General features: G+C 44.3%; 17 protein-coding genes and 5 tRNA genes. 17 read left to right on the top strand and 5 right to left on the bottom strand.

What is annotated here, in order from left to right; all coding sequences use genetic code 11:
- Nucleotides 1–45: 45 nt before the first annotated feature.
- Together ACTL4S_RS11615 and ACTL4S_RS11610 are read left to right on the top strand one after the other, a co-directional pair.
- Nucleotides 46–132: transfer RNA gene (locus ACTL4S_RS11615), tRNA-Leu, on the top strand.
- A 140-nt stretch (nt 133–272) separates the two neighbouring features.
- Nucleotides 273–1,088 carry a TIR domain-containing protein gene (locus tag ACTL4S_RS11610; protein ID WP_180038932.1) on the top strand — a complete coding sequence of 272 codons (816 nt, stop codon included), beginning with the start codon at nt 273–275 and terminating at the stop codon, nt 1,086–1,088.
- 69 nt (nt 1,089–1,157) lie between these two features.
- On the opposite strand, the gene ACTL4S_RS11605 is transcribed toward ACTL4S_RS11610, so the two are convergent.
- A complete protein-coding gene (locus tag ACTL4S_RS11605) occupies nt 1,158–3,389 on the bottom strand; it encodes an NADP-dependent isocitrate dehydrogenase (protein WP_247144096.1) in 2,232 nt (743 codons plus the stop codon).
- A 483-nt stretch (nt 3,390–3,872) separates the two neighbouring features.
- Here ACTL4S_RS11605 and ACTL4S_RS11600 point away from each other — a divergent pair, with 483 nt between their 5' ends.
- A complete protein-coding gene (locus tag ACTL4S_RS11600; RefSeq protein ID WP_005106094.1) occupies nt 3,873–4,382 on the top strand; it encodes a DUF1543 domain-containing protein in 510 nt (169 codons plus the stop codon).
- Nucleotides 4,383–4,519: 137 nt separating this feature from the next.
- On the top strand, nt 4,520–5,512 hold the full coding sequence (locus ACTL4S_RS11595) for a DUF2804 domain-containing protein (RefSeq protein ID WP_441299399.1): 993 nt from the start codon (nt 4,520–4,522) through the stop codon (nt 5,510–5,512).
- 59 nt (nt 5,513–5,571) lie between these two features.
- Here the strand turns inward: ACTL4S_RS11595 and ACTL4S_RS11590 are convergent, their stop codons facing one another.
- Nucleotides 5,572–6,450, bottom strand: coding sequence for a metal-dependent hydrolase (locus ACTL4S_RS11590; RefSeq protein WP_441299398.1), 879 nt, complete (start codon nt 6,448–6,450; stop codon nt 5,572–5,574).
- A gap of 142 nt (nt 6,451–6,592) precedes the next feature.
- Between ACTL4S_RS11590 and ACTL4S_RS11585 the strand changes: the two genes are divergently transcribed.
- Nucleotides 6,593–7,630 carry an AraC family transcriptional regulator gene (locus tag ACTL4S_RS11585; protein WP_195725612.1) on the top strand — a complete coding sequence of 346 codons (1,038 nt, stop codon included), beginning with the start codon at nt 6,593–6,595 and terminating at the stop codon, nt 7,628–7,630.
- Between the two features lie 48 nt (nt 7,631–7,678).
- On the opposite strand, the gene ACTL4S_RS11580 is transcribed toward ACTL4S_RS11585, so the two are convergent.
- Nucleotides 7,679–9,013 (bottom strand): Na+/H+ antiporter NhaC family protein, encoded by a 1,335-nt coding sequence (locus tag ACTL4S_RS11580; RefSeq protein ID WP_441299397.1) that lies wholly within the window; start codon nt 9,011–9,013, stop codon nt 7,679–7,681.
- Between the two features lie 365 nt (nt 9,014–9,378).
- On the opposite strand from ACTL4S_RS11580, the gene trpA reads away from it, so the two are divergent.
- Genes trpA through ACTL4S_RS11560 form a run of 4 tightly spaced genes read left to right on the top strand, consistent with a single transcriptional unit; the run spans nt 9,379 to nt 13,395 of the window.
- Nucleotides 9,379–10,182 carry a tryptophan synthase subunit alpha gene (trpA, locus tag ACTL4S_RS11575; protein WP_004645173.1) on the top strand — a complete coding sequence of 268 codons (804 nt, stop codon included), beginning with the start codon at nt 9,379–9,381 and terminating at the stop codon, nt 10,180–10,182.
- Entirely contained in the window at nt 10,179–11,075 is an 897-nt protein-coding gene (gene accD / locus ACTL4S_RS11570) for an acetyl-CoA carboxylase, carboxyltransferase subunit beta (RefSeq protein WP_004733767.1), read from the top strand. The genes trpA and accD overlap by 4 nt, the downstream gene beginning before the upstream one ends.
- Complete coding sequence (gene folC, locus ACTL4S_RS11565; protein WP_441299396.1) at nt 11,072–12,355, top strand: bifunctional tetrahydrofolate synthase/dihydrofolate synthase; 1,284 nt, start codon at nt 11,072–11,074, stop codon at nt 12,353–12,355. The genes accD and folC overlap by 4 nt, the downstream gene beginning before the upstream one ends.
- Nucleotides 12,352–13,395: an SPOR domain-containing protein gene (locus ACTL4S_RS11560; RefSeq protein ID WP_004281671.1), complete on the top strand. Its 1,044-nt coding sequence runs from the start codon at nt 12,352–12,354 to the stop codon at nt 13,393–13,395. The genes folC and ACTL4S_RS11560 overlap by 4 nt, the downstream gene beginning before the upstream one ends.
- Here ACTL4S_RS11560 and ACTL4S_RS11555 read toward each other — a convergent pair.
- Nucleotides 13,392–14,000 carry a dual specificity protein phosphatase family protein gene (locus tag ACTL4S_RS11555; protein ID WP_005263670.1) on the bottom strand — a complete coding sequence of 203 codons (609 nt, stop codon included), beginning with the start codon at nt 13,998–14,000 and terminating at the stop codon, nt 13,392–13,394. The two genes, ACTL4S_RS11560 and ACTL4S_RS11555, sit on opposite strands and share 4 nt — an antisense overlap.
- A gap of 208 nt (nt 14,001–14,208) precedes the next feature.
- Entirely contained in the window at nt 14,209–14,850 is a 642-nt protein-coding gene (locus ACTL4S_RS11550) for a peroxiredoxin (RefSeq protein ID WP_184413433.1), read from the bottom strand.
- A 332-nt stretch (nt 14,851–15,182) separates the two neighbouring features.
- On the opposite strand from ACTL4S_RS11550, the gene secA reads away from it, so the two are divergent.
- The 8 genes from secA (at nt 15,183) to ACTL4S_RS11510 (ending at nt 21,543) form a co-directional block, all read left to right on the top strand.
- Complete coding sequence (gene secA / locus ACTL4S_RS11545; RefSeq protein ID WP_441299395.1) at nt 15,183–17,909, top strand: preprotein translocase subunit SecA; 2,727 nt, start codon at nt 15,183–15,185, stop codon at nt 17,907–17,909.
- A gap of 137 nt (nt 17,910–18,046) precedes the next feature.
- The gene (locus tag ACTL4S_RS11540; RefSeq protein WP_005106111.1) at nt 18,047–18,400 is read left to right on the top strand and encodes a hypothetical protein; all 354 of its coding nucleotides are present in this window, start codon (nt 18,047–18,049) and stop codon (nt 18,398–18,400) included.
- Between the two features lie 159 nt (nt 18,401–18,559).
- On the top strand, nt 18,560–19,780 hold the full coding sequence (gene argJ, locus ACTL4S_RS11535; RefSeq protein ID WP_441299394.1) for a bifunctional glutamate N-acetyltransferase/amino-acid acetyltransferase ArgJ: 1,221 nt from the start codon (nt 18,560–18,562) through the stop codon (nt 19,778–19,780).
- Nucleotides 19,781–19,933: 153 nt separating this feature from the next.
- The gene (nadA, locus tag ACTL4S_RS11530; RefSeq protein ID WP_409655128.1) at nt 19,934–21,001 is read left to right on the top strand and encodes a quinolinate synthase NadA; all 1,068 of its coding nucleotides are present in this window, start codon (nt 19,934–19,936) and stop codon (nt 20,999–21,001) included.
- Nucleotides 21,002–21,152: 151 nt separating this feature from the next.
- Nucleotides 21,153–21,229: transfer RNA gene (locus ACTL4S_RS11525), tRNA-Pro, on the top strand.
- 34 nt (nt 21,230–21,263) lie between these two features.
- Nucleotides 21,264–21,340: transfer RNA gene (locus tag ACTL4S_RS11520), tRNA-Arg, on the top strand.
- 33 nt (nt 21,341–21,373) lie between these two features.
- Nucleotides 21,374–21,449: transfer RNA gene (locus ACTL4S_RS11515), tRNA-His, on the top strand.
- A gap of 17 nt (nt 21,450–21,466) precedes the next feature.
- Nucleotides 21,467–21,543 (top strand) — tRNA-Pro (locus ACTL4S_RS11510).
- Nucleotides 21,544–22,215 lie beyond the last annotated feature (672 nt).

The following is a 22,215-nucleotide window of genomic DNA, read 5'->3' as shown; positions in this document are numbered from 1 at the left end:
GCGTTGACAGTGCTGAGAAATCGCGTATTATACCTTTCATCCACTCCCGAGGTGGTGAAATTGGTAGACGCGGCGGACTCAAAATCCGCTGTCAGAGATGACGTGTCGGTTCGAGTCCGACCCTCGGGACCAAAATTCTAGAAAACCCCAAGCGCATTCAGTCTTGGGGTTTTTTATTGTCTAATGAAAAATATAACAACTAGTTTATAATGAAGAAACTGTTATCACTAATTTAATAAAACAATTATCAAGCTTAAATTAAAGAGTTAAGTATGACCGTAGAGAAAATCGAATTGATTCAAAAATTAAATGAATTTAAAAATAGGCTTAGCGAAGAAGTATATAGTGCTTATAAAGAGAAAGGCAGGGAGTATGGGCGGGAAAGATTTAAATCATGGGAAAGAGCAATACAAAAATTTTTAGAAAAATATTTTCCTGCTTATACTAGTAAATTACACTCAAAACTTCATCCTCTAGTGATGGTTGGTTATCATGATCCAATTAAGCAATTTATGGAGGACGAGTATAAACCCTCAATCTCCTTTATTGATTCTCTAATTATGGATATTGAGAATGATGAAGTACTAGCTGATGATTCTAGTAAATCAAAAGTCAAACTTAGTAAATCTGATACAAATTCGAATACACCATTAAGAAAAGCTTTTATTGTTCATGGTCATGATAAAGCTAAAAAGCTTGAGACAGCACGCTTCTTAGAAAAAATAGGTTTTGAGGCTATTATCTTGCATGAGCAAGCTAGTAGTGGGAAAACTATTATTGAAAAATTAGAAAAATTTATCGATGTTGGATTTGGTATTGTGCTATATACGCCAGATGATGTTGGTGAGGCAGTTTCTAAGCAGGCTAATCTAAAACTGCGAGCGAGACAAAATGTTGTATTTGAACACGGTCTTTTAATTGGAAAGTTAGGACGTGATAAAGTAATTCCATTAGTTGTTGATCATAATATTGAACTTCCAGGAGATATCAGTGGAATGGTTTACATGTCTGATAATGGCTGGGAAATTCAACTTGCCAAAGAAATTAAATCCCTTGGTTACGAGGTAGATTTTAATAAATTATTTTAAACACATTAAAAAAACCGGCGCCTAGACGCCGGTTTTTCTACATCACTGACTCAGTTAGTTCTTAAAAGCTTAGATCGTTTCAAGCGCTGCATTCAAAGTTGCACTTGGACGCATTACTGCATTTACTTTTTCTTGATCAACTGCGTAGTAACCGCCGATGTCTACTGATTTGCCTTGAACTTCTGCAAGCTCAGCAACGATTTTATCTTCATTTTCAGCTAAAGTTTTTGCAAGTGGTGCAAATTTCGCTTTCAATTCAGCATTTTCGTCTTGAGCAGCCAAAGCTTCAGCCCAGAATTTCGCCAGGTAGAAATGGCTACCACGGTTGTCCAATTCGCCAGTACGACGAGAAGGAGACTTGTCGTTATCTAGCAATTTACCAGTCGCTTGGTCTAAAGTTTTAGCAAGTAACTTGATGTCGTCATTGCCTTCTTTAATACCCATTTCTTCTAAAGATACCGCCAACGCCATGAATTCACCGAGTGAATCCCAACGTAAGTGGTTTTCTTCAACTAACTGCTGTACGTGCTTAGGAGCAGAACCGCCTGCACCTGTTTCGTACATGCCACCACCTGCCATTAATGGCACGATTGACAACATTTTCGCAGATGTACCCAATTCCATGATCGGGAACAAGTCAGTCAGGTAGTCACGCAGGATGTTACCTGTTACAGAAATAGTATCTAGACCGCGAGCAACACGTTCAAGCGTATAACGCATTGCACGTACTTGTGACATGATCTGGATGTCAAGACCAGTGGTGTCATGATCTTTCAGGTATTTTTCAACTTTCTTGATCAGTTCGTTTTCGTGTGGACGGTACGGGTCAAGCCAGAAGATTGCCGGCATGCCAGAGTTGCGTGCACGAGTAACTGCAAGTTTTACCCAGTCGCGGATCGGTGCGTCTTTCACCTGACACATACGCCAGATATCGCCTTCTTCCACGTTTTGTGACATCAACACTTCACCAGTTTCAAGATCAACGATGTTTGCAACACCGGCTTCAGAGATCTCGAAAGTCTTGTCATGTGAACCGTATTCTTCAGCTTTTTGTGCCATCAAACCAACGTTCGGTACAGTACCCATGGTTTTTGGATCAAAATTACCATTCCACTTACAGAAATTGATCATTTCCTGGTAAATACGCGCGAATGTAGATTCAGGCATAACTGCTTTACAGTCGTAAGGTTTGCCATCAGCGCCCCACATTTTACCGCCACCACGGATCATGGCAGGCATAGAAGCATCTACAATGACGTCGTTAGGAGAGTGGAAGTTAGTGATGCCTTTTGCTGAATCAACCATCGCCAGTGCTGGACGGTGTTCTTGACAAGCGTGCAGGTCACGGATGATTTCTTCACGTTGAGAAGTCGGAAGCGTCTCGATTTTCTCGTAAAGACCGGCCATACCGTTATTGACATTAATGCCAAGCTCATCAAAAAGCTTGCCATGTTTTTCGAATGCTTCTTTGTAGTAGATTCTTACACAGTGACCAAAGACGATTGGGTGAGACACCTTCATCATGGTTGCTTTAACGTGTAAAGAGAACAGAATGCCTGCTTCACGACAGTCTTCAAGTTCTTTCTCGTAGAAGTCGCAAAGTGCTTTCTTGCTCATGAACATTGAGTCGATGATTTCGCCGTCTTGAAGCGCAACTTTTGGCTTAAGAACAATGGTTTCACCAGACTTGGTGATCAATTCCATTTTCACATCACGTGCGCGGTCTAAAGTCATTGACTTTTCGCCGTGGTAGAAGTCACCTTCGTCCATGTGTGAAACGTGAGTTTGAGACCACTGTTTCCACTCGCTCATAGAGTGCGGGTGTTTTTTCACGTAGTTTTTAACGGCAGCAGGCGCACGACGGTCTGAGTTACCTTCACGTAGAACAGGGTTTACTGCTGAACCAAGACATTTGCTATAACGTGCCTTGATTGCTTTTTCTTCTTCAGTGGTCGGGTTTTCAGGATAGTCAGGGATTGCATAGCCTTTAGACTGAAGTTCCTTGATACACGCTGTTAGCTGGCCAACAGAAGCACTGATATTTGGGAGTTTGATAATGTTCGTGTCTGGATCTTGTGTAAGACGACCTAGCTCAGCTAGAGTGTCAGGCACCTTTTGCTCTTCGCTTAGGTAATCTGTAAATTCGGAGAGCACGCGCACAGCTACAGAGATGTCACTTTTGACGATCTCAACGCCAGCTGGCTTAGTAAAGGTCTCAATGATCGGCAGCAGAGAATAAGTCGCCAGTAATGGCGCCTCGTCGGTCAGTGTGTAAATGATAGTTGACTTTCCACCAGCCATATATAGCCCCTTGCGTTGGATTGAGTTTCTGAGGACCGAACTTTTGGCCCAGCCTCTTTGAACCGATTTGCTTAAATAAAAACATTGAGAGTATCGTCTTTCAGCGCATTTCAGTCAACGAAATATGCCTTTAGATTGAAATTTGGGCGAAAATTTGTACAGATTTGTGCGGTTTAGTCGTGTTTGTATTTTGTACAAAAAAATAATCCTCTATCGCTGTAAATCCTGATGAAAATGATCGGAAATGATTCGCTAGCCAATTGTATTCACTGAAAATGGTTTTTTGATCCTGACACAGGCTTAAACTGATCCTCGATATGGAGATGGATACCGAGTGACTGGATGCTGTTTGCGCAAATTCAGTCAGGCTGATGATGCAAATTTGTCCTTGGCAGATGGCTACATCATCATGGAATAGCTTTGCGCTATACTGGCAAGCATCAATGAAATGATCTTAAAGATTGACGCTAACAAGGAAATGTAATGCCCAGCTTGTTTATTGTGATGCTCGGTGGTCGTCATGCCCGTGCCAATACAGAAGTTCATGATGTAGTTTTGGCAATAGGAGAGAGTCTGGAAGACACCTATCCGCAATTAAAAAATGCCTGGTTTGCGGAACAGAAAGGTCTGCATATTGATGCTTGGGCGCAAATCAACGGACTGGAGTTCGAGGGCAAATCCTATACGCTGCAATTTACTGATGCACAGCCACAGCAATCCGATGAAAAACTTTGGCTGATTAATCTGGGTGGTTATGATCCACGTGAGTTTGGCGAGCTGCATCGTTATGTGCTGGTGGTTGCACAGAATGCCATGGTGGCCAAACAGCGCGGTAAAGCCTACTTCGCCCGGCACTGGCAAAAACAGCATACTGACCGTGTGCTGGATGTAGATGACTGTATTGCCATTGATCAGGTTTATGGTCGCTACGTACAACTGTTAGAGGGTAGTTTCAGTGGCAATCGTTGGGAAAATACTTATCTCACGATTTAACGCTGTTTGTGATTGAATTAAATCTGCGGTTGGCTGAATGATTCGATAAGTGGCTTAAAAAATCTCTTTATCAAAATTTAATAATTGGCATAATACTGCCAAGGAAAAGCAGTTTTGACTGAGATGGAATGTCTTAAATGGATTTAATTCAGGCAAATGGACAACCGCGTTATGGACGTTTCAAGGAACTTCCAAAAAGTATTGACTATCAGGCATATCAATACAAGAATCCTTATGGTCATGTGCTGTCAGGCTGGCGTAAGCATCTAAAATATAAAAAATTCAAATTCTGTAGTATTCAGCACGAGCATTATACGATTGGATTGGCAATTGCCGATATCGCATGGGCAGGGCATGGTTTTGTCTATGTCTATAACCATATGAGCAATGAAGTGCTGGAATGGAATGCGATTAATTTCCTGTCACGCAACACTGTGCTGGACGAGCAGCCACTGTTTAATCATAGTTATTTCCATAAATCACCTTTTCAGATCGATATCCAGCATGCCAACGGCGTGCGTTATATCAATGTCAGCAAATACGGCGAAATTAAACTCAGTGCCCGGATTTTCTGTGCCGGAACCGATCCACTGAGTATGTGCAGTCCGACCGGCATTAATGGCTGGACCTATACTCAGAAATTAACTACTCTGGGCTGTGAAGGTTTTTTCATTAACAAGCAGGGTGAAACCATTCAGTTTAATGAACGCAGCTTTGCTTCTCTAGATGACACCTGTGGCTTTTTGCGTCCAGAAACGGCCTGGTTCTGGCTGTCCTGTAATTTCTGGGATATGAATCAGAACCGGATTGGCATTAATCTGGCGTCAGGCGTAAATGAAAGCTTCGGTAACGAAAACTGTCTGTGGATCAATGGGAAAATTTATCCCTTGGCCGATGTGCTGTTCCAGCAGGAATCGGAAAACCAATGGACGATTCAGTCGCTGGATGAAAGATTGAATCTGATGGTCAGCACAGGCTGGCGCCGTTATGAAAATCTCAACCTGCGTCTGGTCGGGAGCCAGTTTAGTCAGTGGCAAGCCAAGGTTTCCGGAACGATTCAGCAAGATGATCAGGAAATTATTTTACTAAATGAATATGCCTTGCTTGAACAGCATTATGCCAAGTGGTAAATGTACAGGCATAAGACCTAAAAAAAGCCTTCAATTTTGAAGGCTTTTTTGATTTGAGCTTAATCTTTGGCTGCCTGCCAGAAGGCTTCACCGGCCTGAATAGGATCATTGGTTTCGGCTAGAGTTTTTACCCAGACATCATATTGGGCAATTACCGGATGCTGGGAAGGATGGAAGTCTTGTTTAAACCAGTCCCGATATTGTGTACCCATACGGGTTAATTTCCCGTTACGGCCAAAAAACCAGGGCAGTCCTTTTAAATTCATTTGCAAACGTTGTAATGGTGTGAATCCATCATGTTTAAGCATGATGTTGGCGCGGTATATGGTAAAGCTGAACATGAGCAGGGTAGTAATCACCAAGCTATATTTTCGCAGAAGTTCTGGAGTTTGTGCCACATCTTTCATCACGTCAAAAGCCACATCACGATGTTCCATTTCTTCAATGGCATGCCAGGCAAACATGGCACGAACAAAAGGATGGGCATCTCTTAACGTATCTTTCTGTCCAAAAAAAGTCTCGGCCATGAGCGCAGTCAAATGCTCTGCAGCAGCAGTCACCGCAATATTGTATTCAGGTGAGCGGTTTTTCAAGTCGTAATTCATCATGTAATTGAGGCGCTGGATGAACTGATCTACGGGCATGCCTTGCTCGCGCATCAGCTGATTCATTTTTTCATGGGCAATGCCATGCTGTGCTTCCTGACGAATAAAATCTGCCACACGTTGTTGCAGTTCCAGGTCTGTGATCTGATCGCGGAACAGGCGCACACTTTGAATAAAATAACGCTCGCCATCTGGAAAGGTCAGGCTCAAGGCATCGAACATGCGGGTCAGAAAGGGATCACCGCCAAACCAGTAGCGCGGAATTTCATCCAGTTTAAAATCAAGCTGGGTCCGGACCACGGGCTTTATTGAAGATTTTAATACTGCATTCATCTTAGAAGTTCTTTTTTGTGACGATGCTGACAGTATGTCGGGGAATGCCGTAATTTTTTTGACAGTGCTTGCCAATTTTTATACATTTTATGCCAAATGAAAATAAAACTGCTTAGCCTAAAGCAGGCAGCGGGAAGCGCGCATGCAAGAAATTAAAATATCCAATGGTTATATTCAGCTTTGGGCGACTTATCTGCGCAGTCTGCAAATTGAGCCTTTGGAAGCTGACTTTCTGCAAGATGTACATGAAGCGCTTGTCCCCCTGATTGATCAGCCTTTTGCCACGCAAGTGCCGCTGGAATTATTAAATCAGCTTCTGTTAAGAACCCGGCAACATTTAAACTGTCCACAACTAATTTTCGAGATCGTGCAGGTTATTCGTCCAGAACATTTTGGCGTGCTCGGCTATATGGCTTCGCGCAGCAGCAGCGTTGCGGAAATGATCCGGCATATCATTCGCTTTCAACGACTGGTGATTGATGGCAGTGAGTTTGTACCTTTGCAATTGAAGCAGCGTGAACACAGTCTTGAATTATTTTGGGCCTATCTGGATGAAAAATATAATCTGCTCAATGAGCTGACCATGGCCGCGATGGTGCAATTGGGACGCGTCATTTTGCAGGATCATCAACTGTTACTGCATTGTGTACGTTTTGCCCATGTGCCTGACATGGCGAAAATACATTATCAAAAGTTTTTTGCCAGTGAGGTGAGATTTTCTCAGGACTATTATGGCATAGAGCTGGATTTGCAAGGACTGGCACATGGGTCTGAGCAGGCTGATCCAATGCTGTTGCAGCTACTGGTTCATCAGGCAGAACAGGCGATTGCAGCCAAGCCGCCCCTTGAAAATCATTTGGAACAGGCGCAGCAAATGATTGCCGAACAGCTGCGGACCCAGCATCAGGCCATTAAAGTTGAACAGCTTGCCCGGCAGTTGTTGATGTCGACACGTAGTTTGCAGCGCTTGTTCAGCACTCATGGCACTTCATTTAAAAAACTGCTGGAACAGCAGCGGATTAAACGTTGCGAGCTGTTGTTGCAGCAGGGATTAGGTCTGACCGAGATTGCCGAGCAGCTGGATTATTCTGATCAGTCGGCTTTGGCACGGGCCTATAAGGCAGCCACCGGACAGACCTTGTTAGAGCGAAAAAGGCAGTTACACAAAGCACGAAGCTGAAAAAAGCGACCGGTATCGGTCGCTTTTTTATTTTCGCAGGATGATGGATTAAGTGCTTGCTTTCACCTGAGGGAATCTAAACGCGATCGCAGCAATCGCAAAAATGGCCAGAATCCAGCAATAGTACACACCACCAATCAGTTCAACCGGCGAGATTTTTGCAATGGAACAGGCCAGTAGTAACTGTGCGCCATAAGGAATTAAACCCTGTACCACGCAAGAGAAAATATCCATCAGTGCCGCAGAACGCTTAGGATCTACGCCGTATTCTTTGGCAACTTCACTTGCCATATCACCAGACAGAATAATCGCCACGGTATTATTGGCCACAAAGATATTCGAAAACACCACCAAAAAACTAATCCCGATTTCGCCGGCACGTTGCTTCCCAACTTTAAACAGACGGGTCAGGCTATAAATACGATCGATCAGCCAGCGTAAACCGCCTTCTCGTTGCATGATCGCCGACAGGCCACCCAGAAACATCGACAATAACGCCACTTCAAACATGCCGACAAAGCCATCGTAAATTGAAGTATTCAGTTTGAGCAGATCGAATTCAGCTGTGGCAAATAGGCCAAACAAGCCGGAAAGTAGTACGCCAATGGTCAGTACAGCCAGAACGTGTAAACGGCTAAAGGCCAAAATAAATACGGCGATATAAGGTAAGACCAGAAGCCAGTTAAAATCCTTGTATTCCAATGTGTTGCTACTGCCGGTACTTAACACGTAAATTAAAATAGTGACGATTGAGGCTGGAACTGCAATCCAGACATTGACTCTGAACTTGTCACGCAGTTGTACGCGTTGGCTGGTGGTCGCCGCAATGGTGGTGTCTGAAATCATGGACAGGTTATCACCGAACATGGCACCACCGACGACCGCACCAATCGCATAAATCACGTCAATATCGGTCACCTGGGTGAAACCAAAAGCGATCGGCGCACAGGCTGCAATGGTGCCCATGGAGGTACCCATCGCCGTGGCAATAAAGGCCGAGATCACAAATAACATCGGCAGAATAAATGTAGGTGGAATCACTGACAAGCCCATCTGCACGGTGGCGTCGACGCTGCCAATGGCGCTACTGACGCTGGCAAAAGCACCTGCCAGCATAAACACCATAAACATCAGAATTAAGTTCGGATGACTGGCACCTCTGAGGAATTCCTCAATGCCCTGGTTGAGTTTGCCGCGATACACTAATGCAGCCAAGATAATCGCAGGCAGGGCAGCCACAGGCGCTTTCACCTGATAGAACGCGAACTCGGTTCCGATCAGGGAATGATAGATCCCGCTACCCAAAAATATGGTTAAAAATACAATAAGCGGCAGCAGTGCAATGGCGCGTGCCTGCACTGTAGCCTCAGAATCAGTCTGCATAGGAGATAAAAAAGTAAGAGAATAGGACTAGTATAAAGCAGGTTTTGCTATTTCAGAAAACTTTAAATGAATGCGCTAACATCTGCATTTTTATTAATTTTTATATGATAAAAATAAGTTTATCTAAATATTCAGGATTTTAGGTAATAGCAAAATTAGGCATCTTTGATCATTGTGAAAAAAATCAAAATAATCGTAAATAGACCCTTCCGAATTGTTTTGAAATCTTCGCACAGGAAATGAAGTACTCGAGGTCGGTATCGCAGACTGTTCATTGGACAAAAAATAGCGTTACAATGCGATGTCTTGTATTTCTACATAGTCAATGCCTCAAGTTTGAAACACGTTAAGGAAAATACCTCTCTATGTCACGTTTAGCCACACGATTTGGACAACTTAAATCTCAACAGCGTAAAGCTTTAGTTTCTTATGTCATGGCGGGTGATCCGCATCCAGAAGTCACAGTGCCTTTGCTGCATGAGATGGTGGAAGCGGGTGTCGACGTGATTGAGCTGGGACTTCCTTTCTCGGACCCGATGGCAGATGGGCCGGTGATTGCACTAGCTGCTGAACGTGCTCTGGCAGGTGGAACCAATACCCTGGATGCCCTGCACATGGTGAAAGAATTTCGCTTGAAAGATCGCGAAACACCAGTGGTACTGATGGGTTATCTGAATCCGGTTGAAGTGATTGGCTATGAAAAGTTTGTGGCTTATGCCTATGAATGTGGAGTAGATGGTGTACTGCTGGTGGACTTGCCACCAGAAGAAGCACAAGGTCTGGGTGAAGTACTGGAAAAATATGATATGGATCAGATTTTCCTGCTGGCACCAACTTCAACCGATGCACGTATTCAACACGTAGCGAAACAGGCCAGCGGCTTTATTTACTATGTGTCACTGAAGGGCGTGACCGGTGCAGCAACTTTAGATGTCTCTGAAGCCGCTGCACGCATTCAAAAGATTAAAGCTGTGACTGATGTTCCTGTAGGCGTAGGTTTCGGTATCAGTGATGCTGCATCTGCGAAAGCGATGGGTGTTGCTGCCGATGCAGTTATTGTGGGTAGTGCGTTTGTAAAGCAGTTTGCAACGCTCGCACCAGAACAAGCCGTTATTGCGACGGTGAATAAAGTCAAGGAGCTTCGAGCAGCGCTCGATGAGTTAGTATGAGTCAACAAGTGAAATCAGGCAAAATTCTGAGCCCATCGACCCCATGGACGGAGCGTACTGTTCCGGGCATTCAGGTACCCGATGAGCAAACGGCATATAAAGCGACATTTACCGAGCCTACGATTGAGTGTCCTGAATGTCATGCATTGGTGACCCGTACTGCCATGTCATTTAATGCCTATGTCTGTCCGCAATGTGATGAACATTTGCGTATGAAAGCCCGTGAACGTCTGAACTGGTTCTTTGATCAGGTACAAACAGAATTGGGTCAGGAATTTATAGCCAAAGATCCCCTGAAATTTGTCGATAGTAAAGCCTATCCAGACCGTATGGCTGAAGCGCAAAAGAAAACCGGTGAAACTGAAGCACTGGTGGTAATTCAGGGTTTGCTGAAAGGCGTACCGATGATTGCCTGTGCGTTTGAGTTCGACTTCATGGGCGGTTCTATGGGTACAGTGGTCGGTGACCGCTTTGTTCAGGCGGCAGAACGTGCGATTGAAACCCGTCAGCCCCTGATCTGTTTTGCTGCTTCGGGTGGTGCACGTATGCAGGAAGGCATGTTGTCCCTGATGCAAATGGCGCGCACTTCGGCTGCGATCCAGCGTTTAAAAGAAGCAGGTCTGCCTTATGTCGTGGTACTGACTCATCCAGTGTACGGCGGTGTGACCGCATCATTGGCAATGCTGGGTGATGTACATATTGCTGAACCGAAAGCGATGATTGGCTTCGCCGGTAAACGTGTGATCGAACAAACCGTACGTGAGAAACTGGAAGAACCGTTCCAGCGCGCGGAATACTTGCTTGATCATGGGGTAATCGATCAGATTGTTCACCGTCATGCATTACGTGATACAGTTTATCGTATCGTTACGAAGTTGATGAATTTGCATTGAACACAGCACCCTTAGCAACAGATTCTTTAAACACATGGCTCGATTATTGGAGCCATGTTCACGTTACGGGTATTGATTTAGGTCTGGAACGGGTTATTCCGGTGGCTGAAAAGCTGGGAGTGACACGTCCAGAAGCCAAAGTGCTGACGGTGGCTGGAACCAATGGTAAGGGTTCAACCACCACTACACTAGCCGCGATCCTGAATGCACAAGGCTTCAAGATCGGGCTATATCAATCCCCCCACGTGTACCGTTTCAATGAACGTGTGAAATTACGCGGCATTGAAGTTGAAGATCAGTTGCTGATTGATGCTTTTGTTCAGGTCGATCAGGCTCGTCGCGAATGCGGTTTGAGCCTGTCTTTCTTTGAAGCCACGACACTGGCTGCTTTTGTGATTTTTAAAGATCAATGCTGTGATGTCTGGGTGCTGGAAGTTGGCTTAGGCGGCCGTCTGGATGTGGTCAATGTGGTCAATCCGGATGTGGCGGTGATTACCAATATTGGTCTGGATCATACTGACTGGCTTGGTGACACCATCGAGAAAATTGCTTTTGAAAAGGCCGGAATTATTCGCCCGGATATTCCCGTGGTATTTGGTGGACAGCAACAGATCCCGCAAGCCATTCTAAATAAAGCCCAAGAATGTAAAGCATCTTTGTATGCAATCAACCGTGATTATTTCTATAAAGCCTTTGAAGATGGCCAAAGCTGGGCTTTTGCTTCATCGGGTACGACCTTAAAACTCCCAACAGGTTCGCTGGCACTGGATAATATTTCTACCGCCGTGGCCGCCATTCTGCTGAGCGGATTAAACGTCAGCCAGCAGGCAATTGCACAAGGCATTCAAACGGCAAAATTGCCGGGACGGTTTGAAATCCGTCAAATCCAGAATAAAACCGTGATTTTTGATGCAGGACACAACCCGCATGGGGTCGAATTTCTACTGAAACAATTACGAGATTATTTAAATTACAATCAAAAATATAATGAAGTCATTTGTGTATTTTCAATGCTGGCAGATAAAGATATAAATTCTGTCGTCAAGTTATTGAAAGACACGGTGCAATTGTGGAAAATTGCACCATTATCCGTTCCACGTGCGGCAGAGGTCACAGTTTTGGCTGATGCTTTAAACGGTGAGGCGGTAGAACAATTTGACAATGTAAAATTAGCTTTTAAATCAGCACTGGATCAAACAGATAATAATCAGCTGATTTTGGTATGTGGATCATTTCATACCTTAGAAGCGGTATGGGAGTATTTGGAAGAATGTCAATGAATAACAAACAGCGCTGGATGGGCGGTGTTGTTTTACTCGGTGGTGGTGTTTTATTGGCAGCATTACTCCTGAAAGGCCAAGATGAAATCAATCAGGACCGTCAGCAAAATCCGGCACAGGCTGCGGAAGTTGAAAATAAAGAGACAGGCAATCATTCGCTCGGTTCTTTGACGGTCGATGTGGAAACAGAAAAGCGTTTACTTGAACAGCAACGTCGTGACCGGGAAAAATCGGTTGCAGAACAGGAGGCGCGTGCGGCCGAATTTTTAGCGATGCAACAGCAGGCTGAAGCAGATGCTGCGCGTAAAGCAGCTGAAGAATATGCTGCCCTGAATGCACACCGCCTGGGACAGCAAAGTTCCGATAATATTCCACCAGAACTGGTGGAAGATGAACAGGCCAAGCAGAAACGTCTGGCTGAAGAAAAAGCGGTGCAAGAAAAAAAGTTAGCCCAGCAGCAGCTGGTACAACAAAAAGCCAATAGTTCTACTGATGCAGCCAAGAAAGAAGCAGAGCGTAAAGCTGCTGAAAGTAAAGCCGCTGAAGAAAAACGCAAGTTAGAGCAACAGCAAAAAGCCGAAGCAGAACGTAAGGCGGCTGAAGCAAAACGTAAAACCGAGGAAGAGCGTAAAGCGGCTGAAAAGAAAGAAGCTGAACGTAAAGCTGCCGAGGAAAAACGTAAAGCTGACGAAAAACGTAAAGCTGAAGAAGCCAAGAAAAAGGCTACAGCCGAAGAAGCCAAGAAGAAAGCAGAAGCTGAGCAGGCGCGTAAGTTACTGGAAGGTGAAGAGGACAAGCAATGGATGGTACAGGTGGCACTGGCAGCGAATGAAGCCAATGCGGATGCTGTAGCAGCCAAACTGCGTGCCAAAGGTTATAAGGTCACCAAAAGCTCAACGTCTAAAGGTGTACGCATCATGGTGGGGCCGTCCAAAGACCGTGAGACTGCAGATGCACTTCGTAAGAAAATTGCGTCTGATGCCAGCCTGAATATGAAATCAGCTTGGGTGAATGACTGGGTGCCGCTGGATAAGCGTTAATTCTTTGTATTAATCAAAGTTTCTGTAGATGGATTCTTGAGTTGCTCGCGAATCCATTTTACATTTTCAGGCGTGAATAACTTTTCGATATTGCTCCAAATGGCATGAAAGCCATAACCGCCATGTTTCATTTCCTGTAGCGCCTGCTCAATCGGCCAATGTTCAAAAATAATTCGGTACATGGCGACACTTGCACCAGTGCGGTCTGAACCGTGATAACAATGCAGGAGCACCTTTTGGTGATTTTGTTGTGCTTGCTGAATCAGTAGCATAATTTTCAATAAATCTTCCCGATCAATTGCCCAGGTATGTATGGGTACATGATGTAGCTGAAAGTTTTCATTGCTCAAAACAAAGCTGTCTTGATCCCGTGAACGTAAATTAATAACCACATTGATTTGATGCTGCTTTAATAAAGGAATGAGTTCAGTTGAAGGCTGCTCACTACGATAAACAAAATTGCTGATTTGATGAAAATTATGATTCTGATGAATGGGCTGTCCCCAATGCTGAGGACGTTGAGGTTCAGGCAGGGCGGGCGTAGTCATGCAACCTGTGGTTAGGAGGTAGCCACTCATGAGAATTGGAAATATGCAGATTTTCATACAGAGCGTAGATGTTGTTTTTGTTATTTCAAGTTTAAAGTGAATACGAGATTTTGAATATAAAAAAGCCTATCCGAAGACAGGCTGTATCAACAAATCGAATCCGTGGCACGTCAATGTCGTATTCGATAAAGCATAAAATGTGGAAAATAGAGTTTCTCTTATCCTTTACTTAGCTTGTCTTTCGCAAAATTAAAAAGGAGTCCTTTTAATTTTGCTCAGGATGGGGCGTGAGGCGTAAATAAGGTTTAACCGCTGTATAACCTTTTGGAAAACGTTGCTTGATTTCTTCTTCATCTTTCAGTGAAGGGACAATCACCACATCATCGCCATGTTGCCAGTTCGCAGGCGTTGCCACTTTATGGCTATCGGTGAGTTGCAGTGAATCCACCACACGCAAGATTTCATGGAAATTACGACCCGTCGATGCAGGATAAGTAATAATCAAACGGACTTTTTTGTTGGGATCAATGATCACTAAAGAACGAACTGTTAGCGTTTCGCTGGCATTCGGATGAATAAAGTCATACAGCTCAGAAACTTTGCGATCCTGATCGGCAATGATCGGGAAATTCACCGTAGTGTTCTGCGTTTCATTGATGTCTTTAATCCAGCCATGATGTGACTCCACATTATCGACCGACAAGGCAATCGCTTTAACACCACGTTTTGCAAACTCATCTTTAAGTTTTGCGGTATAGCCAAGTTCAGTCGTACATACCGGTGTATAGTCGGCAGGGTGTGAAAATAAAATGCCCCAGCTATCGCCCAGAAAGTCATAAAAATTAATTAGGCCTTCACTGGATTGCTGTTCAAAATTCGGTGCGGTATCGCCTAAACGTAAACTCATCTTTTTAGCCTCAATTGGTCTTTTAATGTCGAGATACGATTTAATATGAACCAATTTTTTTATGATTAAAAATAGTGTTTTTTGCTTTCTTTATGAGTAAATTGCATAAGTGAGATATCCATCTATCCAGAAGCGCAAAAATCAGTCACTTAATTGACTATGTTGCACAGGGAAAATTTGCTACATTACTTTGCCTTAGATCTTAGGGCTAGAACTAAGGATCAGATTTTTTTAGCGGTTTTACAGCAAAACCCTTGTAGTTCAAATTTCTAGCACCATAATAACGACTAAGAACATATTCATTTGACAAGCAAGATTTAGAGAGTCTATTCATGTTGGCAAGTCTGATCGGAGGAATCTTCGGTACCAAAAATGAGCGCGAACTCAAACGCATGCGTAAAATCGTAGACAAGATTAATGTGCTCGAGCCGACGATATCTACCCTTAGCGATGCAGACTTATCTGCAAAAACTGAAGAATTCAAACAACGATATAATAAGGGTGAAACCCTCGATAAATTACTGCCTGAAGCATTTGCAGTCTGTCGTGAAGCGGCGAAGCGGGTGATGGGCATGCGTCATTATGACGTGCAGCTGATCGGTGGTATTACCTTGCACGAAGGCAAAATCGCAGAAATGCGTACCGGTGAAGGTAAAACCCTGATGGGTACTTTGGCCTGTTATCTGAATGCCATCAGTGGTCAGGGCGTGCATGTCATTACCGTAAACGATTACCTGGCGCAACGTGATGCCGAGTTAAACCGTCCATTATTCGAGTTTTTGGGTCTAAGCATCGGCATTATTTATTCCATGCAAAATCCGATGGAAAAAGCGCAAGCTTATCGTGCCGACATTACTTACGGTACCAATAACGAATTTGGCTTTGATTACCTGCGTGACAATATGGTGTTCTCGCTGGCTGAGAAAAAGCAGCGTGGTTTGACCTATGCCATTATCGATGAGGTCGATTCGATCCTGATTGATGAAGCACGTACCCCGTTGATTATTTCTGGTCAAAGTGAAGATTCTTCACAGCTTTATGCAGCCATCAATAATATTCCACCAAAATTACAGGCACAGAAAGAAGAGAAAGTGCCGGATGGCGGTCACTTCTGGATTGATGAGAAACAGCGTTCGGTTGAAATTACTGAAGTGGGTTTTGAAACCATTGAAAGTGAACTGATTGAAATGGGCTTGCTGGCTGAAGGAGAGAGCTTGTATTCAGCATCGAACCTGAACCTGTTGCATCATGTCACTGCAGCGATCCGTGCGCATTATCTCTATCAGCGTAATGTCCAATACATCATCAACGATGGTGAAGTGATTATTGTCGATGAAAATACCGGTCGTACCATGCCGGGACGTCGCTGGTCTGAAGGTTTGCATCAAGCCGTAGAAGCCAAAGAGGGTCTGGAAATCCAGCCGGAAAACCAGACTCTGGCAACCACAACCTTCCAGAACTATTTCCGTCTGTATAAAAAATTATCCGGTATGACCGGTACTGCTGATACTGAAGCAGCGGAAATGAAAGAAATTTATGGTCTGGATGTGGTGCTGATTCCGACCCACCGTCCAATGATTCGTCAAGACCATAACGATTTAATTTATTTAAATCGTGAAGGGAAATATAACGCGATTATTCAAGAAATTCAGCGTGTGCATGAAGCTGGTGTCGCACCAATTTTGATTGGTACAGCCACCATTGAAGCTTCTGAGATTCTGTCGGATAAGCTAAAAGCGGCAGGGATCCAGCATGAAGTACTGAATGCCAAACAGCACGAACGTGAAGCCGATATTATTGCGCAGGCCGGTGCGCCGCGTGCAGTGACGATTGCCACTAACATGGCCGGTCGTGGTACCGATATCCTGTTGGGTGGTAACTGGAAGGCGTTGCTGGCTAAAATTGAAAACCCGACTCCTGAAGATGAAACTCGTCTGAAAGCAGAATGGGATGTTAATCACCAGGCCGTGCTGGATTCAGGCGGTTTGCATATTATCGGTTCCGAGCGTCATGAATCACGCCGTATCGATAACCAGCTGCGTGGCCGTGCCGGTCGTCAGGGTGACCCGGGTGTATCACGTTTCTACCTGTCACTTGAAGATGACTTGATGCGTATTTTCGCCGGTGATCGCGTAGTCGGCATGATGCGTGCCATGGGCTTGCAGGAAGATGAAGCGATTGAGCACAAAATGGTGTCTCGCTCGATTGAAAATGCGCAGCGTAAAGTGGAAGCACGTAACTTCGATATTCGTAAGAACTTGCTGAAATACGATGACGTGAATAACGAACAGCGTAAGATCATTTATAGTCAGCGTGATGACATTTTGGCAGAAAATTCACTGCAGGATTATATTGAAGAAATGATCCGTGAAGTGATGCAGGGTGTGATCGCCAACTATATTCCACCTGAATCGATTCATGACCAGTGGGATATTGAAGGTCTGGAACTGGCGCTACGTGAAGATCTTTCGATGGATCTTCCTATCGGGCAATGGCTGGAACAGGACCGTCGTCTGGATGAAGAAGCTTTGGTGGTTCGTATTACCGATGAAGTGCTGAACCGCTACCGTTCGCGTCGTGAACAAATGGGTGGGGAATCTGCAGCATCGCTTGAACGTCACTTTATGCTGAATTCTCTGGACCGTCATTGGAAAGAGCATCTGGCGGCTATGGATTACTTGCGTCAGGGTATTCATTTACGTGGTTATGCGCAGAAGAATCCGGAGCAGGAATACAAAAAAGAAGCTTATAACCTGTTTGTGAACATGCTGGGTACGATCAAATCCGATGTCGTGACAGATCTGTCACGCATCCACGTACCGACCCCTGAAGAGCTGGCGGAAATGGAAGCACAGCAGCAGGCACAGGCTGAGGCAATGCGTTTGCAGTTATCTCATGAAGAGTTTGACGGCTTGTTGGCAGGCGACCATGAGGTGACGACCGAGCAAAATGCTCAGGCCAATCCGGTAGCACCAGTTTTTGAAGCACCGGCAAGTCGTAATGCACCTTGTCCATGTGGTTCAGGCCTGAAATACAAACAGTGTCATGGTAAGATCTAAACGCTATTAAAAATCAGAGCCCCATGGCTCTGATTTTTTATGTATGAAGATTTTTCAGAAATTGAATACTGTTTGCAGTCTTAGGAGTTAAATGCTATTTAATGGCTCATTCAACACCTCAAAGTGGAATAACCTGAATGAAAAAAGTATTAAAAACGCTCATAATTGCCGCTTTGGCAACGCCTGCCTTAAGTTTTGCACAAACTGCAGCGACCACAACAATTGATAAAGTTCAGCAAGCGGTGGGTACGACTACTGCTCAAGTACAACGTACCGATGCACAAGTGACTGTGGCAAGCCCACGTACCGGCATCCGTTATACCTTTGCCAATCAGAATCGTCCGATTGTGTTGCAGACCGCTGCGATTGCAGCTGCTAATGCGGCAAATGCAGACCGTATTGTTGCTACTAATCCTGCACTTTCTAGTGCAAGTCAACAACAAGCGAAACAGGCTTTACTAAGCGAATCTGGACAACTTGCACAAAATTAAAAATATCTTAATTTTAAAAACGTAGAAACCAGTCTTGATGACTGGTTTTTTATTGTGAAAACCCATAACAAATCTCAGGCTGGCTCAGGCTTTGGCTCGATTTTTTGTTGCAGATCAACTAAGCTGTATTTTTCTAAAACTTCAATATTGGACTTTAAAATGGCAGTTGGTGACGTATCTATGCCACAGATGCATGTGGTGAAAGGGGTTAAAATTGGTTCGGCTGAAGCCTATGTGCGCTATCAGAACCGACGTGACCTGGTGATATTTGAACTGGCTGCAGGCTCCAATGTTGCTGGGGTGTTTACCCAGAATGCCTTTTGTGCAGCACCTGTGCATGTATCCAAAGCACATTTGCAAGCGGGAAATCCACGTTACCTGGTAATCAATACCGGCAATGCCAATGCAGGAACAGGTCCTAGAGGCATGGCAAATGCAGAAGCCACCTGTGCCAAGTTAGCTGAACTTGCAGGCGTACAGGCTGCTGAAGTGTTGCCATTCTCGACTGGTGTGATTGGTGAGCAGCTTCCAATGGAGCGTTTGCTTACAGGTTTACAGCCTGCGCTGGATTCATTGCGTGATGATGCCTGGGGCGATGCAGCGACTGGAATCATGACCACAGATACCACTCCGAAAGGTGCGTCAGAACAGTTCGAGCTGGATGGTGTGACTTATACCATGACCGGTATTTCCAAAGGTGCAGGCATGATTCGCCCGAATATGGCGACCATGCTGGGCTATGTTGCGACGGATGCACCGATCAGCCGTGAACTGGTTCAACAGTTATTAACTGAAACAGTCAATGTATCGTTTAACCGTATTACAATTGATGGCGATACCTCAACTAATGACTCGTGTATTTTTATTGCCACAGGTCAGGCCGGTGGTGCTGAAATCACTTCGACTGAAGATCCACGTTATGCAGTGGTGCTAGACGTATTGACACGTACCATGAAACGCCTTGCGCAACTGATTGTACGTGATGGTGAAGGTGCGACTAAATTCATTACCGTGACTGTAGAAGGTGGTGGCAATACTCAAGAGTGCTGCGATATTGCCTATAGCATTGCGCATTCACCGCTGGTCAAAACCGCAATCTTTGCTTCTGACCCAAACTGGGGCCGTATTCTGGCAGCGATTGGTTATGCCGGTGTGCCAAATTTAGACGTTGCAAAAATTCAGGTTTGGTTAGATGATGTACAAATCTGCAAAGATGGTGGTGCGGCAGCAGACTATACTGAAGCAGCCGGTGCACGTGTGATGGCCCAGGCTGAAATGACGATTCGTGTTGATCTTGGACGAGGTCAGGCAAAAGATACGGTTTATACCTGTGACCTGTCGTATGACTACGTAAAAATCAATGCAGATTATCGCTCATAATTCAGATTGTTTATAAAGCCTCCGTTGTGGGGCTTTTTTTATACTTAATGATTTTTAATGACTGGTCAAAAATAGCATTTCGCCAGAGATGACCGGGATGTAGGGTGAAAGGTTCATTGAATAGTGAACCATGAGGGTAGAGTAAGAGTTGTTATGAATGATGCGACCAAATTAATAGCCAATGAAGCTAAATCGATTGTGCAGGCGCATTTAGATCGTTTAGGTGTTCCACAAGAACATCAAATGAGCCAGCAGGAAAAATTGGACAAATTTGCACAGATCAAGGCAGAGCTGGAAAAACAGGATGCTGTTTTGGTGGCGCATTATTATTGTGATCCTGAAGTGCAAGAACTGGCTGAACTGACGGGGGGCTGTGTTTCCGATTCACTGGAAATGGCGCGTTTTGGTCGCGATCATCCAGCTTCAACGCTTGTGGTAGCTGGTGTGAAATTTATGGGCGAAACCTCTAAAATTCTTTCACCCAATAAAACCGTGCTGATGCCAACTTTGGAAGCGACCTGTTCACTGGACTTAGGTTGTCCTGTCGATGAGTTTACCGCTTTTTGCGATGCGCACCCGGATCATACCGTGGTGGTTTATGCCAACACGTCAGCGGCCGTGAAAGCCCGAGCCGATTGGGTCGTCACTTCAAGTTGTGCAGTGGAAATTATCGAACATCTGGACAGTCTGGGCGAAAAAATCATCTGGGCACCAGATCAGCATCTGGGTCGTTATATCCAGAAAAAAACCGGTGCAGAGATGTTGCTCTGGGATGGCGCCTGTATCGTGCATGAAGAATTCCGTTCACGCGGTATTGCCAATATGAAAGAGCTCTATCCAGATGCGGCAGTTCTGGTACATCCCGAATCACCGATGTCTGTGGTCGAGATTGCCGATGCGGTGGGTAGTACCTCACAATTAATTAAAGCAGCACAAACTTTGCCAAATCAGCGTTTAATCGTAGCTACTGATCGCGGTATTTTTTATAAAATGCAGCAGGCAGTGCCGGATAAAATTCTGATTGAAGCACCAACCGCAGGAGAGGGGGCAACTTGTCGTTCTTGTGCGCATTGTCCTTGGATGGCCATGAACGAGCTGGATGGTATCTTGCATGTGTTACAGCATAAAGATCAGGAAGTGCATGTCGATCCGGTACTTGCTGAACGAGCTAAACTGCCTCTAGATCGCATGCTGAACTTTAGTGCCGGACTAAAACGTTAAAATTTGTATAAAAAATGTCTGAAGCGATTGATAAATAAACGCTTGAAGCGTTTTTTCGGTTTTTTTTAAATATAGGTGTTGACGTCTCCGGGCGTCGCGCCTAGAATGCACACCGTACCGAACGATGTTCGATACGAAAGCTGAGATGAATCGGAGCATAGCACAGCCTGGTAGTGCACCTGGTTTGGGACCAGGGGGTCGTAGGTTCGAATCCTACTGCTCCGACCAATTCTTCAAGGCAAATGATGTTTGCATCAGTAACGCGCTTGTAGCTCAGTTGGATAGAGCATCCGCCTTCTAAGCGGATGGTCACAGGTTCGAATCCTGTCAGGCGCGCCATTTGGTCGCTTGATGTTAAGAATCAAAATGATGGTGGATGTAGCTCAGTTGGTAGAGCCCTGGATTGTGATTCCAGTTGTCGCGGGTTCGAATCCCGTCATTCACCCCAACTTTTAAAGTTGAAATCGGAGCATAGCACAGCCTGGTAGTGCACCTGGTTTGGGACCAGGGGGTCGTAGGTTCGAATCCTACTGCTCCGACCATCTCCTTCAAGATGGTCGAGATAAAAGATACCGCGTTAAGCGGTTTTTTTATGCCTGAAATTCAATGTGAATAAAAAATATACAATTCTTATCGGTGGCTATCATGATGAATGCTCGAATTCCTATTAAATTATTTTTCATCTAATAAAACTGTGCATTGAAGATTGCTTTCTTCTCGCATTGCTTCACTCTTAATTTTAATCATTCAACAATTTAACCAGAGTTTATCTATAGAGTGATTATCTTGTTGAATGGAATTTTAATGGATGGATGAGGATTATATTTTTAAAATGGGTAAGGGATTCCATAGTAAATCTATTTTATTAACTCATCTGTTGTGTTTGATCTGAAATAAAGACAATAAAAAATTTTTAGATAGATATAGCAATTAAATTAACTAGAAATATCCTTTGATAAGTAAATAAACTACTTTAAAACATCAGTAATTGAAAAAATTTTGAGTGAAAAATAGAAAAACCTATAATTTTTGTAGAATAAATAAACAATCGTGATGATTTTGCTGAATTATTTAAAAATAGGGGTTGTATTGGGTTGGGAATCCTGTAGAATGCACATCCATCGGCGGTGATGAAGATTAAAACTTCTGATAAAACAGTGACTTAGTTAAGATTGATTGGGTTGGGTTTTAGAAAGAAATTTTAAAAATAGTTT

This window comes from Acinetobacter lwoffii (assembly GCF_052078135.1).
In the GTDB taxonomy this organism is placed as follows: domain Bacteria; phylum Pseudomonadota; class Gammaproteobacteria; order Pseudomonadales; family Moraxellaceae; genus Acinetobacter; species Acinetobacter lwoffii_Z.
The sequence above is the reverse complement of the archived record's forward strand: the minus strand, read 5'-3'. Positions and strand labels throughout refer to the sequence as shown.